We start from the raw sequence: 15,110 nt of genomic DNA, 5'->3' as shown, positions 1-15,110 counted from the left end.
AGCGCCCGCACGCGTCAACCACGCCCATGCCATGACCCCCACGGCAACCGGATTGCGCGTGATGGTGGTCGACGACAGCACCACCATCCGCCGCAGCGCCGAGATCTTCCTGAAGCAGGGCGGCCACGAGGTGCTGCTGGCTGAAGACGGTTACGACGCCCTGTCCCGCATCCACGACCAGCCGCCGCAGATCATCTTCTGCGACATCCTGATGCCGCGGCTGGACGGCTACCAGACCTGCGCCATCCTCAAGCGCAACCCACTCTTTGCCGCCATTCCGGTGGTGATGCTCTCCTCCAAGGACAGCGTGTTCGACAAGGCGCGCGGCCGCATGGTGGGCGCGCAGGACTACCTGACCAAGCCGTTCACCAAGGACCAGCTGCTGCAGGCCGTGCAGCAGTTCGCAAGCAAGGGCCTGCCCGACGGCACCGCTGCCGACGCCAGCGCCCACATGCCAGGCTGACGCCGCGCATGGCCCACGACGCAGACCTGCCCGACCCCGCGTCGCAGCCGCTCGCCCACGCCGACGATGCGGCCGCACCAGCCGCCGCGCAATGGTTGGCCCTGGAGGCCGGCGGTGGCCGCTACCTGGTGCCGCTGGCGCAGGCCGGCGAAGTCTTCCCCAGCATGGCGCCGCAGCCTGTGGCCTATACGCGGCCCTGGTTGCTGGGCGTTGTCAACCTGCGCGGAAGCGTCTGCGCGGTGGTGGACCTCGCGCACTACCTGGCCGTCGACGCGCTGGGCGTGCGCAGCGATGCGCCCGTTGTCAATGCCCACCTGTTGACCTTCAACGCCGCCATCGGCCTGCACTGCGCGCTGCGCATCGACCGACTGGCCGGACTGCGTGGCCACGACGATTTCGCCCACGTGGCCCCCGCACTGGAGGGGGCGCCGCCGTACTTCGGCCGCATCCACACGGACGCTGCAGGACTGCCGTGGCAGGAAATCCAGCTGCGCGTGCTGGCGCAGACGCCGTCGTTCGTGGCCATCGATGCGTGATCTCTTGAACCCCCCAGGCGGCTGCGCCGCTCCCCCCCTTCTGCTGCGCGAAGGGGGGCGCACCCAGCGGCCTGGCAGAGCCAGTTCCGCGGAGCATGGAGACCAACCCCCCAGGCGGCTGCGCCGCTCCCCCCTTCTGCTGCGCGAAGGGGGGCGCACCCAGCGGCCTGGCAGAGCCAGTTCCGCGGGTGCTCCGGCCGGCCTGACTGGGCGGCCCTCGGCGCATGGGCAGGCCGTAGCGCGCCGCGTAGCGGGTCGTTGAGATGACGCCAGCTGTGGCTTCGCCTTGGCTGCCCTCTGCTCTGCGGCTTGCGGGCCTGCTGGCCTTGGCCTGCCTGACCGCGTGGGCCGGGTGGCGCGGCGAGGGTGGCATGGCGCTGCTGGCTGGTCTGGCGCTCGTTGCCTGGCTGGGTGCCACGTTGCTGGCCGCACGCCGCGACCGTGCAGCGCCGCCGCGCGAGGACCAGGCCCCGCCACGCGATGCGGCTGACCAGCAAGCCGACCTCGACCGGCTGCACGGCTTGCTGGCTGGCCTGCGCGACACCGCCGCCCACGAGGCCCGCGAGGTGGCCGTGCGTTCGCGCCACGTGGCGGACGCCGGCCTGTGCGCCATCGCGACGCAAGCGCCGGCATGGATGCGATCCGCGACCAGATCCAGCACACGGCCAAGCGCATCAAGCGGCTGGGCGAATCGTCGCTGGAGATCGGCCAGGCCACAGCGCTGATCGCCGACATCACCGACCAGACGCAGCTGCTGGCACTGAATGCGGCGATCCAGGCGGCGTCCGCCGGCGAGGCAGGGCGTGGCTTTGCCGTGGTGGCAGGCGAAGTGCAGCGGCTGGCGCTGCGCTCGGCCCAGGCCACGCGGCAGATCGCAGCGCTGGTCGAGACCTTGCAGGCCGACACCCAGGAAGCGGCCGCAGCCATGGACCGCGCCACCCAGGACGTGGTGACCGGTGCCCGGCTGTCCGACACCGCTGGCGCGGCGCTGGCCGAAATCGATGGCGTGTCACGCCAGCTGGCCGCGCTGATCGAGCAGCTGGGCAGCGCCACCGGCCGCGAGACGCAGACCCTGCCTCCCCCACACGATCGCCCCCCGACCACTTGAGGTGCCCATGACCCGCACGGAACCCCAGGGCGGCGCGGCCGCTGATCAGCAAGACCTCGGACCCGTGGCGTGGGTGCTGGACGAGCTGCGCAAGTCGCTGGACATGGCCGCCAAAGCCCTGCGCCGCCAGCTGCGCGAACCCGAGGCCGCAACGCCACCGGGCGACCCGGGCAACGCCAACGCCAACGCCAGCACGGGCACGGGCACGGGCACGGGCACCGGCACCGGCACCGGCATCGGCACCGGCGCCAGCGCCAGCGCCGAAACCGGCCACCTGGCGCAGGCCCGCGATGCCCTGCACCAGGGTGCCGGCGCGCTGGCCATGGTCGGACAGCAGGCGCCGGCCCGCGTGCTGCAGGCCATGGAGGCGGCCGTGGCACGCCTGATTGCGCAGCCCGCCACCCGCACCGACGAGGCAGTCACCCGCATCGAGCAGGCGGGCCTGGCCGTGGCCGACTATTTGCAGGCCGTGCTGGCCGCGCAGCCGGTCTCACCGGTGGAGCTGTTCCCACAGTACCGTGACGTGCAAGCGGTGGCCGGCCAGACGCAAAGCCACCCGGCTGATCTATGGACACCGCCGTTCGACTGGCATACGCCGGTGCTGCCGGACGGCACTGCGCCGCTGGCACACGGCGCCCCAGCGCGCGCACGCTTCGACCAGGGCGTGCTCAAGCTCGTCAAGACCGGCGACGCCGCCGCCGCGCGCGACCTGCAGCTGTTGAGCGCAGGCCTGGCCGCAGCCGCCACGGCGCCGGGCCCACAGGCGTTCTGGGGCATCGCGGCCGGCTACTTCGAAGCCGTGGCGCTGGGCCTGGTACCCCCGGACCTGTACGCCAAGCGCATCGCCTCGCGCGTGCTGACGCAGTACGTGGCGCTGGCGCGCGGCGACGCCGCCCCCTCCGACAAACTGACGCAGGATCTGCTCTTCCACTGCGCGCGGGCACAACTGCCGGCCGATACCGCAGCGCCCGCGCTGGCAGCCGTGCGCACCGCCCACGGCCTGGCAGACGCGCCGGCTGTGAACTACGAGCAGCGCCGCTTCGGCCGCTTCGACCCGGCTCTGCGCGCCCTGGTGCGCAAGCGCCTCGCCATCGCGAGCGAGACCTGGGCGGCTCTGGCAGACGGCGACGTACACCGGTTCAAGACCGTGCACGAGCAGTTCGCCCAGGTCGGCGAATCGATGGCCCGACTGCACCCGGACAGCGCCGTGCTGACGCAGGCGCTGCAGCGCGCCGTGGAGGCCGTGGCGCACATGGGCGTCACGCCGGCGGCCCCGCTCGCTCTCGAGGTGGCCCATGCCGTGCTGTACCTGGAGCTCGCGTGCGAACACCTGGACGAAGACGACGCCGTGCTGCGTGCACGCGCCGCCTGCCTGGCCGGGCGGCTGGACCATCTCGCGCAGGGCGGCGACGCCCAGCCGCCGGAACCCTGGCTGGAGCAGCTCCACCACCGCCTGCACGAACGCCAGAGCCTGGCCCGCGCGGCCGATGCGCTGCGCCGCGCGCTGGCCGAGATCGAGCAGACGCTGGACCAGTACTTCCGCGCACCGCGCGAGAAGGTCGTCCTGGGCAAAGCCGTCGTGCTGCTGGCGCAGATGCGCGGCGTGCTCGCCGTGATCGGGCTGGAGGCCGCAGCCCACGGCGTGGCCCGCATGCGCGCGACGGTGGAAGGCTACATGGCCCACGACCTGGACGACGCCGGCCTGCGCAGCGCGAGCTTCGAACGCCTGGGCAGCAGCCTGGGTGCGCTCGGCTTCCTGGTGGACATGCTGGCCCACCAAGGCACGCAGGCCGACACGCTGTTCGCCTGGGACGATGCGCAGGACGTGTTCCGCCGTTTGTCGGCCGCGCCGGCAGCCCCGGGGCCGGCCACCGACGCACCGGCCGCAGCGCAGGACGCGCAGCAAGCACCAGCGGCAGCGTCGGATGCAGCTGTGGCGACGCAGTTCGAATCCGAGCCCGAGTTCGGGCCGGAGCCGGAGCCGGAGCCAAAGCTCGAGTTCGTTCCAGAGCCTCACGACCAGCCGCGGCCAGACGTTGAGCTCCAGCCAGAAGCTGAGCCAGAAGCTGACGCAGAAGCAGAAGCTGAGGCTGAGGCGGAAGCTGAGTCGAGGTCCAAAGTCGAGTCCAGGCCCGAAGCTGAGCCCCAGCCAGCAGCCGAGGCGGAGCCAGAAGTTGAGCCCAGATCCGAGCCTGATTCCGAGCGACTGTCGCAGTCGCAGCCTGACCCGGAATCGACTGCGCCCTACCCGGTGGCGCACCCCCCGGTGGCGCCCTCCCTGATCGCTGCAACACCGCTGACGCAGGACGCGCCCTCGCCGGAGTCCGACGCAAGCCCTGCGCACACGCAAGCCGCGCCCGCCGCCAGCGGCCCGCTGGACCTCGACCCGGCCCGGACCAACGCCTTCCTGAACGAGGCCGACGAGTGCTCACGCGCGTTGCTCGCGGCCTTGAGCGAGCAGGACTCTGCACCCAACCTGCCCGTCCACGACCGCGCAGCCAGCGCCGCCCATGCGCTGGCCGGCCATTCCGATAGCGTCGGCTTCGGCGCGCTGTCCCGGCTGGCGCGCCGGCTGCAACAGGCCCTGGCCATGGCGCAGACGCGCGGACCGGCCGATGCCGACCAGACGCGCGTCTTCCTGGACGCGGCCGAAGACATCCGCCGGCTGCTGCACCAGCTGGCCGCAGGATTCGTGAAAGAGCCCCTGCCAGCCGTGGAGCAGGCCCTGGACGCCTATCTCTCGGCCGCCGAAGCCGCGCCGCCAACTCCCCACACGCAGGACTCGCAGGACTCGCAGGACACGCCAGGCACAGCCACGCCCGATGCCACCCCCCAGCCGGTGGCCGACCACCCGGCCGAGCCCGCGATCGACCTCATCGACCGCCCGGACGCCGATCTGTTCCCGGTCTTCGACGACGAGGCCCACGCCCTGCTGCCCCGGCTGGCCGCCGCGCTGCAGCAGTGGCAGGCCCAACCCATCGACGACGCCGCACGCAGCGAGGCATTGCGCCTGCTGCACACCCTCAAGGGCAGCGCCCGCCTGGCCGGCGCGGTGCGGCTGGGCGAGCAGGCGCACCGGCTGGAATCCGCCATCGACGTGCTGGCCGAAGGTGCCGTCGACCCCGCGCAGATCACGCCGCTGCTGGCGCGGTTCGATGTGCTGCAGGCCGACCTGGCGCAGCTGCGCGCCCGACACCTGCAGACGCTGATGGACCCGGCAGCCGGGCCACCCGAGGCCGTCCGCACCGCCACCCACGCAGCCGCGTTCGACGACCTGGGCTCGCCCGCGTCGGACGGCGCACAGCCCCCCGGCGCGGCGCCACGCGCCATGGCCCAGCAGACCGTGCGCGTCCCCTCCCAGCTGCTCGACCGGCTGACCAGCCAGACCGGCGAGGTGCTGACCACCCGCGCGCGGCTCGAGTCGCGGCTGGCCCCGCTGCGCGAAGCGCTGGGCGACCTGGGCGACAACCTGGACCGCCTGCGCCGGCAGCTGCGCGACGTCGAGCTGCAGGCCGAATCGCAGATGCAATCGCGCCTGGCGCAGGTCCGCGATGCCGCGCAGGATTTCGACCCGCTGGAGTTCGACCGCTTCACACGCATGCAGGAACTGACGCGCATGATGGCCGAGTCGGTCGGCGATGTGGCCGCCGTGCAGCGCACGCTGCAAAGCGCCATCGACGGCACCGAGGACGACCTGGCCGCGCAGGCCCGGCAGGCGCGCGAACTGCAGCACGACCTGATGCGCACGCGCATGGTGGCCCTGGACAGCGCAGCCGAACGCCTGCACGCCGTGGTGCGCCACACCGCTCGCGACGCCGGCCGCCAGGCGCAGCTGCACATCGAGGGTGGCCCCCTCGAACTGGACCGCGGCACGCTGGAGCGCCTGGTCCCCGCCTTCGAGCACCTGCTGCGCAATGCCGTGGTCCACGGCATCGAGGATGCGGACGCGCGCATCGCGGCTGGCAAGCCGCAGGTTGGCGCCATCACCCTGACGCTGCAGCACGAGGCGCATGACCTGGCCCTGCGCGTGGCCGACGACGGCCGCGGGCTGGACCTGCCGCGCATCCAGGCGCAGGCGCTCTCGCTGGGGCTGCTGCCCTCGGGCCGCCGGCTGTCGCCCGGTGAGGCCGCCGACCTGATCTTCCTGCCCGGCTTCAGCACGGCGCGCCAGGTGAGCGCGCTGGCCGGGCGCGGCATCGGCATGGACGTGGTGCGCGCCGAGGTGCAGGCCCTGGGCGGCCGCATCGAAACCCGCAGCACCAGCGGCCAGGGCACGGCCTTTCGCCTCGTGCTGCCACAGGCGACCGCCGTCGCGCAGGTCGTGTTGCTGCGGGCTGGCGAGCATCGCTTCGGCGTGCCCAGCAATCTGGTCGAAGCAGTGCGGCGCGTGGACGCTGACGCCCTGGCCGAGGCCTACCGCAGCGAGCAGTTCGGCCACGCCGACGACCGCGCGGACGGCGGCCAGGCGCTGCCGTTCTACTGGGCCGGGGCCTTGCTGCAATCGAGCGGCGCCAGCCTGGAGACCCCGGGCCGCCACGCCAGCGTGTTGGTGCTGCGCAGCGCCGAACAACGGCTGGCGCTGCATGTCGACGAAGTGCTGGGCCAGCAGGAAGTGGTGGTCAAGAGCCCGGGGCCGCAGCTGTCACGGCTGGCCGGGCTGACCGGCCTGTCGCTGCTGGCTTCCGGCGCCGTGGTGCTGGTCTACAACCCGGTGGCGCTGGCCAGCGTGCACGGCGCGCAGGCGCGCCAGGCCCAGCACGACCGGGCGCTGCGCAACGGCGACGGCAGCCTGGTGACGCAGGTGCCGGCCACTGCGGCGCCGCTGGTGCTGGTGGTCGACGATTCCGTGACCGTGCGCCGCGTCATCCAGCGTCTGCTGCAGCGCGACGGCTGGCGCGTGGCCCTGGCCAGCGACGGCCAGCAGGCCCTGGAGCTGCTGCAGCACGAGATCCCCGCCGTGCTGCTGTCGGACATCGAAATGCCGCGGCTGGACGGCTTCGCCCTGGCACGCCACATCCGCGCCGACGCGCGGCTGCGTGGCCTGCCCATCGTCATGATCAGCTCGCGCACGGCCGAGAAACACCGCGAGCACGCACGCGCCATCGGCGTGGACCACTACCTCGGCAAGCCCTATGCCGAGGAAGAGTTGTTGAGCCTGGTGCGCCGCTATGCGGCCACTGCCAACGCCAGCGTACCGCAGGCGTCCGGCAGCTGAATCGACGGGCCGCGCTGACCACGCCGGCCCACCGCTCTCCGCCCGCCACCAGCCGCAGCGTGCAGCCGCGGCAGGCCCGTCACCGGCTCGCCATGGATGGCGAAGCGCAACGCCGCGAAAACGCGCCTTCCGCTCGGCACTCGGCCCACGCATACCGGTGACAACCCAGTTACCAGGGTAAACCACCAAGCTGCATTCAAAGCGCTTTGGACACAATCTCCCTCGCGCTTTGGACACATGTCAAGGCGTCCAAAGCTACAACAAGTTTTCCGGAGATCTCTCGTGCGCATCACCCCCCGAATCCTCATCGCGGCGGCCTCCCTGGGCTGTGCCATGGCCGGCTCTCACACAACCGGCATCACCCTCCCCATTTGCTGAAGACGCAGAACGCCACGATCGACGAGCGCGTACGCAAGGCCAGCAAGATGCTAGAGCTCCAGCGGTACGCCGACCTGGGCCACGCTGCCGCAGCACCGCACCGGCTCGCCGGCGTTCAGCAGCACCATCTTGTCGGCCAGCGTCATGGCTTCGACAGGGTCGGTGTACCTGCTCGGCGCTGGTTGCCGGCGTGTCGATTTCGCCCTGCCGCTCACTGAGCCGCCCCCCCCACTTTGCCGTGACTGACGCCATGCCAACTTCCGACGCATCCCCCCTGGGCGTGGCTCCCTGGAGCCTGCACGAATCGCGCTTCGACCCCGAGCGGGCCGCCCTGCACGAAACCCTGTTCTGCCTGGGCAATGGCCGCATCGGCCTGCGCGGTGCGCACGAGGAAGGCGTCCGCTGGCCGGGCACCGAACAGAACGCCACCTATCTGAACGGCTTCTACGACGAGGAGGACATCGCCTACGCCGAGAACGCTTACGGTCTGGCCCGGCACCACCAGTTCCTGGTCGCGGTGCCCAACGCCAAGGCGGTGGCCTGGCAGATCGATGGCGAGCCTTTCGACCCGCGCACCGGGCAGATCGAGGACTACCAGCGCACGCTGGATTTCCGCAGCGGCCTGCTCACGCGCAGCTTCACCTGGGTCTCACCAAATGGCCGGCGCGTGGCCGTGCACAGCACCCGGCTGGTCAGCCTGGAGCGCGATGCCATCTGCGCGCTGCGCTATGCGCTGCAGGTGCTCGACGGGCCGGCGCGTGTCGTCATCGAGTCGTTCATCGATGCCCGGGCACAGGAGATGGAGGTCAGCGACGACCCGCGCGTCGGCTCGGCCCAGGCGGCCAAGTCGCTCGTCGAGGTGTCGGCTGAGCGGCGCGACCAGCAGGTGCTGCTGGTGCACCGCACCAAGCGCAGCGAGCTGCACGTGGCCAGCGCCATGCACAACGGTGCAACGCACGCCGCCCAGGGCGTGATCACCGCGCAGGACGCCGGCACGGCCGCCTGCCTGGGCCACCGCTTCGAGACCGAGCTGGTGCAGGGCGAGCCGCTGCGGCTGGACAAGATCTTCGGCTTGATGAGCTCGCAGCACGCGCCTGCAGCCGACCTGCCCATGCTGCTGGGCAACGCCGTGGCGCAGGCCGTGCAGGCCGGCTTCGACGCGCTGTGCGCCGAGCAGGCCGCCTACCTGGAGCGCTTCTGGCAGGAGTCGGACGTGCAGATCGAGGGCGACGACGCGCTGCAGCAGGGCATGCGCTTCAACCAGCTGCACCTGCTGCAATCGGTGGGCCGCGATGGCCGCACCAACATCGCCGCCAAGGGCGTGACCGGTAGCGGCTACGACGGCCACTACTTCTGGGACACCGAGATCTACGTGTTCCCGATGCTGCTGCACACGCAGCCGCAGATCGCGCGCAAGCTGCTGGAGTTTCGCTACAACACGCTGGGCTCGGCCCGCGCCCGCGCCCGCGAGATGGCCCATGCCCAGGGCGCGCTGTTTCCCTGGCGCACCATCAGCGGGCCGGAATGCTCCTCGTACTTTCCGGCCGGCACGGCCCAGTACCACATCAACGCCGACGTCGCCTTCGCCGTCAAGCGTTACTGGGAGACCACCGGAGACGACGAGTTCATGCTCAGCTGCGGCTGCGAACTGGTGCTGGAGACCGCCCGCATCTGGTTGGGCCTGGGGCATTTCCAGGAAGGCCGTTTCGACGACGGCAGCACGCGGCGATATTGCATCCACACCGTGACCGGGCCAGACGAATACACGGCGCTGGTGGACAACAACTTCTACACCAACGCCATGGCGCAGATGCACCTGCGCTTCGCGGGCGAGCTGGTCCAGTGGCTGGCGGACCACCATGCCGGCCAGCTGCTGCAACTGCAGGTGCGCATCGGCCTGGACCTGCGCGAGGCCGAGCTCTGGCAAGACGCCGCGCGCCACATGTTCGTGCCCTACGACGCCGCGCAGCGTGTGCACCCGCAGGACGATGGCTTTCTGGCCAAGCCGCGCTGGCCCTTCGACGCCGCCACGCCGGATGGCGACGCGCCCAGGCGCCCGCTGCTGCTGCACTACCACCCGCTGGTGATCTACCGGCACCAGATCTGCAAGCAGGCCGACGTGCTGCTGGCGCTGCTGCTGCTGGGCGAGCAGTTCAGCCTGGCCGACAAGCGGCGCGACTTCGACTACTACGAGCCGATCACCACGCACGACTCGTCGCTGTCGCGCTGCATCTTCGGGATCATCGCCTCCGAGGTGGGCTACCACGACAAGGCGTTCGACTACTTCGCCGCGGGCGCCCGGGCCGATCTGGACGACCACCACCACAACACCCGCCACGGCGTGCACACGGCCGCCATGGCCGGTGCCTGGCTGGGCGTGGTGGCCGGCTTTGCCGGCCTGCGCATGCACAAGCGCACACCGACCTTCTCGCCCACGCTGCCGGCGCGCTGGACGCGCTACAGCTTCAAGCTGCGGCTGGCTGGCGCCCAGCTGCAGCTCAGCGTCGACGCCGCTGGCTGCACCTACCGCCTGCTCGAAGGCCGCTGGCTGGCCCTGCGGCACGGTGGCCAGACCCACGTGCTGGGCGGTGAGCGCACCGAGATGACGCTGCCGCTGGCGGCGCCGCCGGCTCCGCCGGCCCCACCAGCGCTGCCAGTGGCCGCCCCGTCGGCACTGCAGTTCGCCTGAATCCTGTTTCCACCACCCGAGGCGCATCCCCGTGGCTTCCCGTTTCACCCACGCATTCATCTTCGACCTGGACGGCGTCATCACCGACACCGCCCGCCAGCACCTGGCCGCCTGGCGCGATCTGGCGCTGGAACTCGGTCTGCCCTTCGACCCGCAGATCGGCGAGCAGCTCAAAGGCCTGTCGCGCATGGATTCGCTGGACCTGCTGCTGGCCGGCGCCACGCGCCCCTTCGGCCATGACGAGCGCGAGCAGCTCGCCGCGCGCAAGAACGCGGCGTACGTGGCCTCGCTGGCCGACATGTCAGCCAGCGACCTGCTGCCCGGCGCGCGCCCCGCATTGCAAGCCGTGCGCGACGGCGGCTGGGGCCTGGCGCTGGCCTCGGCCAGCAAGAACGCCCAGGCCGTGCTGGCGCGGCTGGGCATTGCGGACCTGTTCCACCACGTCGTCGACGCCGCCGGTGTGGTGCGCGGCAAGCCCGACCCCGAGATTTTTTTCTCGGCCGCGCTGGCCCTGGGGGTTGCGCCGGCGCGCTGCGTCGGCATCGAGGACGCCGTGGCCGGCGTGCAGGCAATCAAGGGCGCCGGCATGTTCGCGGTGGGCATCGGGAGCCCGCAGGTGCTGAACACCGCCGACGTGGTGATGCCCGACCTGTTGGGCTTCCACCCGGCGGCCTTTTTGCGCTGAGGCACGTGACACGGCAGGGCGCCGCGCTCAACGCCGCTTGGGCCTGGCGTCGAGCGGCTTCTTGACCACCGCGTAACGCTCCAACGTGCGTTCGCGCGCTTCGGCATGGTCGACGACGGGCCGCGGGTAGTCCTGGCCCAGCACCACGCGGGCGGCGGTCAGCTCGATCTCGCTGGCGCGCCAGGGTGCATGGATCAGCACGTTGGGCAGGTCGGCCAGCTGCGGCAGGTAGCGACGGATGAACTTGCCTTCGGCATCGAAGCGCTCGCTCTGGCTGACCGGGTTGAAGATGCGGAAGTACGGCTGCGCATCGCATCCGCTGGACGAGGCCCACTGCCAGCCGCCGTTGTTGGACGCGAGGTCGTAGTCGTTCAGGTGCTCGGCAAAGTACGCCTCGCCACGGCGCCAGTCGATCCCCAGGTCCTTGGTCAGAAAGCTGGCCACCACCATGCGCAGCCGGTTGTGCATGTAGCCGTTCTGGTTGATCTGGGCCATGGCGGCGTCGACGATCGGGTAGCCGGTGCGGCCCTCGCACCAGGCGGCAAACAGCGCCTCGGCGTGCTTGCCGCGCTCCCATTTGATGGCGTCGTACTCGGGCTTGAAGGCCGACGTGGCCACATGCGGGGCGTGCGCCAGGATCTGGGCGTAGAAATCGCGCCAGATCAGCTCGGACAGCCACACCGCCGCGCCCTGCTCGCCCTGGCGCGCATGCGCTGCCGCCGCCAGCTGGCGGATCGACACCGTGCCAAAGCGCAGGTGCACCGAGAGGTAGCTCGGCCCCTTCACAGCCGGGTAGTCGCGTGCCACGTGGTAATGGTCCATGCGCTCACAGAATTCGTCGAACAGCGCGCGCCCGCCGCTGGCGCCCAGCGGGATCTTCAGCTCGGCCAGGTTGGTCGGCGCGAAACCGATGTCCTGCAGCGTGGGCACTGGCCGACGCTCCGCCTCGGGCCGCGTGGCCAGCGCCTGGGCATGGCGCGCCACAGGATAGGACGATAGGTAGAAGTCGTCGACCTTGTCCCGCCAGGCCCTCTTGTAGGGCGTGAACACGCTGTAAGGCCGGCCCACCTGCGTCAAGATTTCGTCGCGCTCGAACACGACATGGTCCTTGCTGGTCAGGAAGGCCACGCCGGCGCCGGCCAGGTCGCCCCGCACGCGGGCATCTCGCGCCAGGGCGAGCGGCTCGTCGTCGTGGTTGGCATAGACAGCCTGCACATGCAACGTGCGCGCCAGCTCGGCAATGGCATCGCGGGCGCTGGCATAGCGCCAGATCAGGCCGGCATGCGGTGCACCGGCGATGCGGCGCAGGTCGGCGTCCAGCTCCTGCAGTGCCGCCAGGATGAACTCCACCCGCCGGTCGGCGCGCGGCAGCGGATCCAGAATGTCGGTGTCCAGCACGAACACGCAATGCAGCTGGTGGCAGGAGCGCAGCGCGTGGTAGAGGGCAGCGTTGTCATGGGCGCGAAGGTCACGCCGGAACCACATCAGGCCAGTGGCAAATTTTTTGTCCATGCTTCGGGGGATTCGAATGAGCGCCACGCCGCTAAAATTTGGGCATGAGCTCAGATTCTGCGCCGATGAACCTCACGCATCATTTCCTGATTGCGATGCCGAGTCTGCAGGACGAGACCTTCTCGCGCAGCGTGGTCTACCTGTGCGAGCACAGTGCCCGCGGCGCTCTGGGCCTGGTGATCAACAAGCCCAGCGACATCAATCTGAAGAACCTGTTCGACAAGGTCGACCTGCCGCTGCGGCGTGAAGACCTGACCAACAACCCGGTCTTGCAGGGCGGCCCGGTGCAGACCGAGCGCGGCTTCGTGCTGCACGAGGCCGTGTCAGCCGCACCGCCGAACCACCACGAGAGCATCTACGCCTCGACCATGACGATCCCCGGCGGGCTGGAGATGACCACCTCCAAGGATGTGCTGGAGGCGTTGTCCACCGGCGCCGGCCCGCGCAAGGTGCTGGTCTCGCTGGGCTACGCGGCCTGGGGCGAAGGCCAGCTCGAATCGGAACTGGCCGAGAACAGCTGGCTGACCGTGGAAGCCGACGCCGCCGTCATCTTCGACACGCCGATCGCCGAGCGCTACGACCGCGCCCTGCTGCTGCTGGGCCTGCAGTCGTGGATGCTGTCGCCGCAAGCGGGGCACGCGTGAGCGCTGCCGCAGACGCCCAAGCCGTTCCCCCGCATTTCCAATCATTTCTGGCGTTCGACTACGGCACCAAGCGCACCGGGGTCGCGGTCGGCAACCGACTGACGCGCACCGCCACGCCGCAGGCCACGATCAAGGCCGAAGGCGACGCCCGCTTCGCGCATGTCCAAGCCCGCGTGCGCGAATGGCAACCGGATGCGCTGGTGGTCGGCGTGCCCTTCCATCCCGACGGCGCCGCGCACGAGAACACGGACCGCGCCCGCCGCTTCGCCCGCCAGTTGCGCGGCCGGCTGAAGCTGCCGGTGTACGAGGTGGACGAGCGCTACAGCACGACCGAAGCCCTCGCCAGCGGCGCGCGCGACGCGGATGCGGCGTCGGCCTGCATCATCCTGGAGCAATTCTTGAGAGGTTTGACATGAGCACCCTGACCCTGGACGCCGAGGCGCTGTATCGCGAGCTGATGCGCGGCGTCACGCCCCTGTACACCGCTGAGACCCAGCTGGTGGGCATCGCCTCCGGCGGCGCCTGGCTGGCCGAGCGGCTGCAGGCCGATCTGCAGCGCAGCGGCGCGCCCGGCATCATCTCCTCGTCCATGCACCGCGATGACTTCGCCCAGCGCGGCATGGTGGGCGGCAGCGGCAACAAGACGACGCTGGCCTTCGACGTGCAGGGCGCCAACATCCTGCTGCTGGACGACGTGCTCTACACCGGTCGCACCATCCGCGCCGCGCTGAACGAGCTGTTCGACTACGGCCGCCCTGCCATCGTGCGCCTGGCCGTGCTGGTGGACCGTGGCGGGCGGCAGCTGCCCATCCACGCCGATTTCGCTGCCGCGCGCGTGACGCTGCCCGAAAGCCAGTCGCTGGCGCTGGCGCGCGCCGAAGGCGGTGCGTTCTCCTTCAAGATCGAGGGCTGACCGTGCTGGCCCGACGCAACCCCCAACTCAACCAGCACGGTGAGCTGATCCACCTGCTGTCCATCGAAGGCCTGCCCCGGGACATCCTCACGCAGATCCTGGACACCGCCGCCAACTTCGTCAGCGTGAACGACCGCGAGGTCAAGAAGGTGCCGCTGTTGCGTGGCAAGAGCGTGTTCAACCTGTTCTTCGAAAACAGCACGCGCACGCGCACCACCTTCGAGATCGCGGCGACGCGTCTGTCGGCCGACGTCATCAACCTGGACATCGCGCGCTCCTCCGCCGCCAAGGGCGAATCGCTGCTGGACACGATTGCCAACCTGTCGGCCATGGCGGCCGATCTGTTCGTGGTGCGGCACAGCGAATCGGGCGCGCCCTACCTGATCGCTCAGCACGTGGCGCCCCATGTGCACGTGATCAATGCCGGCGACGGCCGCCATGCGCACCCCACGCAGGGGCTGCTCGACATGTACACCATTCGCCACTACAAGAAGGACTTCAGCAACCTCACCGTGGCCATCGTCGGCGACGTGCTGCACTCGCGCGTGGCCCGCTCGGACATCCACGGCCTGACCACGCTGGGCTGCGCCGAGGTGCGCGTGGTCGGCCCGAAAACGCTGGTGCCCAGCGACCTCTCCCACATGGGCGTGCGCGTGTGCCACACGCTGGAAGAAGGCATCAAGGACTGCGACGTGGTCATCATGCTGCGCCTGCAGAACGAACGCATGAGCGGCGCGCTGCTGCCCTCCAGCCAGGAGTTCTTCAAGAGCTTCGGGCTCACGCCCGCCAAACTGGCACTGGCCAAGCCCGACGCCATCGTGATGCACCCCGGCCCCATCAACCGCGGCGTGGAGATCGACTCGGCCGTGGTCGACGGCCGGCAGAGCGTGATCCTGCCGCAGGTCACCTTCGGCATCGCGGTGCGCATGGCGGTCATGGGCATCGTCGCGGGCAACGAGGCATAAGG

General features: G+C 70.5%; 10 protein-coding genes and 1 pseudogene. 10 read left to right on the top strand and 1 reads right to left on the bottom strand.

The genetic code is table 11. From position 1 onward, the window contains the following. The first annotated feature begins 31 nt into the window (after positions 1-31). The 6 genes and pseudogenes from AC099J_RS09020 (at position 32) to pgmB (ending at position 11,074) form a co-directional block, all read left to right on the top strand. On the top strand, positions 32-463 hold the full coding sequence (locus tag AC099J_RS09020; protein ID WP_479614896.1) for a response regulator: 432 nt from the start codon (positions 32-34) through the stop codon (positions 461-463). Between the two features lie 8 nt (positions 464-471). Next, the gene (locus AC099J_RS09015) at positions 472-999 is read left to right on the top strand and encodes a chemotaxis protein CheW (RefSeq protein ID WP_479614895.1); all 528 of its coding nucleotides are present in this window, start codon (positions 472-474) and stop codon (positions 997-999) included. A 548-nt stretch (positions 1,000-1,547) separates the two neighbouring features. Further along, positions 1,548-2,062: pseudogene (locus tag AC099J_RS09010) on the top strand (methyl-accepting chemotaxis protein); the annotation flags it as partial. A gap of 52 nt (positions 2,063-2,114) precedes the next feature. Continuing rightward, positions 2,115-7,322, top strand: a complete 5,208-nt coding sequence (locus tag AC099J_RS09005; protein WP_479614894.1) for a FimL-related protein — start codon at positions 2,115-2,117, stop codon at positions 7,320-7,322. Between the two features lie 628 nt (positions 7,323-7,950). Beyond that, positions 7,951-10,389, top strand: coding sequence for a glycoside hydrolase family 65 protein (locus tag AC099J_RS09000; RefSeq protein WP_479614893.1), 2,439 nt, complete (start codon positions 7,951-7,953; stop codon positions 10,387-10,389). 31 nt (positions 10,390-10,420) lie between these two features. Further along, positions 10,421-11,074, top strand: a complete 654-nt coding sequence (gene pgmB / locus AC099J_RS08995; RefSeq protein ID WP_479614892.1) for a beta-phosphoglucomutase — start codon at positions 10,421-10,423, stop codon at positions 11,072-11,074. A 27-nt stretch (positions 11,075-11,101) separates the two neighbouring features. On the opposite strand, the gene AC099J_RS08990 is transcribed toward pgmB, so the two are convergent. Continuing rightward, positions 11,102-12,586, bottom strand: a complete 1,485-nt coding sequence (locus tag AC099J_RS08990) for a cryptochrome/photolyase family protein (protein WP_479614891.1) — start codon at positions 12,584-12,586, stop codon at positions 11,102-11,104. 44 nt (positions 12,587-12,630) lie between these two features. Here AC099J_RS08990 and AC099J_RS08985 point away from each other — a divergent pair, with 44 nt between their 5' ends. The 4 genes from AC099J_RS08985 to AC099J_RS08970 are packed head-to-tail and all read left to right on the top strand — an operon-like array spanning position 12,631 to position 15,108. Beyond that, a complete protein-coding gene (locus AC099J_RS08985; RefSeq protein ID WP_479614890.1) occupies positions 12,631-13,230 on the top strand; it encodes a YqgE/AlgH family protein in 600 nt (199 codons plus the stop codon). Further along, positions 13,227-13,646 carry a Holliday junction resolvase RuvX gene (gene ruvX, locus AC099J_RS08980; protein ID WP_479614889.1) on the top strand — a complete coding sequence of 140 codons (420 nt, stop codon included), beginning with the start codon at positions 13,227-13,229 and terminating at the stop codon, positions 13,644-13,646. The genes AC099J_RS08985 and ruvX overlap by 4 nt, the downstream gene beginning before the upstream one ends. Continuing rightward, entirely contained in the window at positions 13,643-14,143 is a 501-nt protein-coding gene (gene pyrR / locus AC099J_RS08975; protein WP_479614888.1) for a bifunctional pyr operon transcriptional regulator/uracil phosphoribosyltransferase PyrR, read from the top strand. Before ruvX ends, pyrR begins: the two co-directional genes overlap by 4 nt. Further along, on the top strand, positions 14,140-15,108 hold the full coding sequence (locus tag AC099J_RS08970; protein ID WP_479614989.1) for an aspartate carbamoyltransferase catalytic subunit: 969 nt from the start codon (positions 14,140-14,142) through the stop codon (positions 15,106-15,108). Before pyrR ends, AC099J_RS08970 begins: the two co-directional genes overlap by 4 nt. The last annotated feature ends 2 nt before the right edge of the window (positions 15,109-15,110 follow it).

This window comes from Rhodoferax sp. RT4P68 (genome assembly GCF_056521305.1).
Note: the sequence above shows the minus strand (reverse complement) of the source record. Positions and strands in the feature narration are given on the sequence as shown.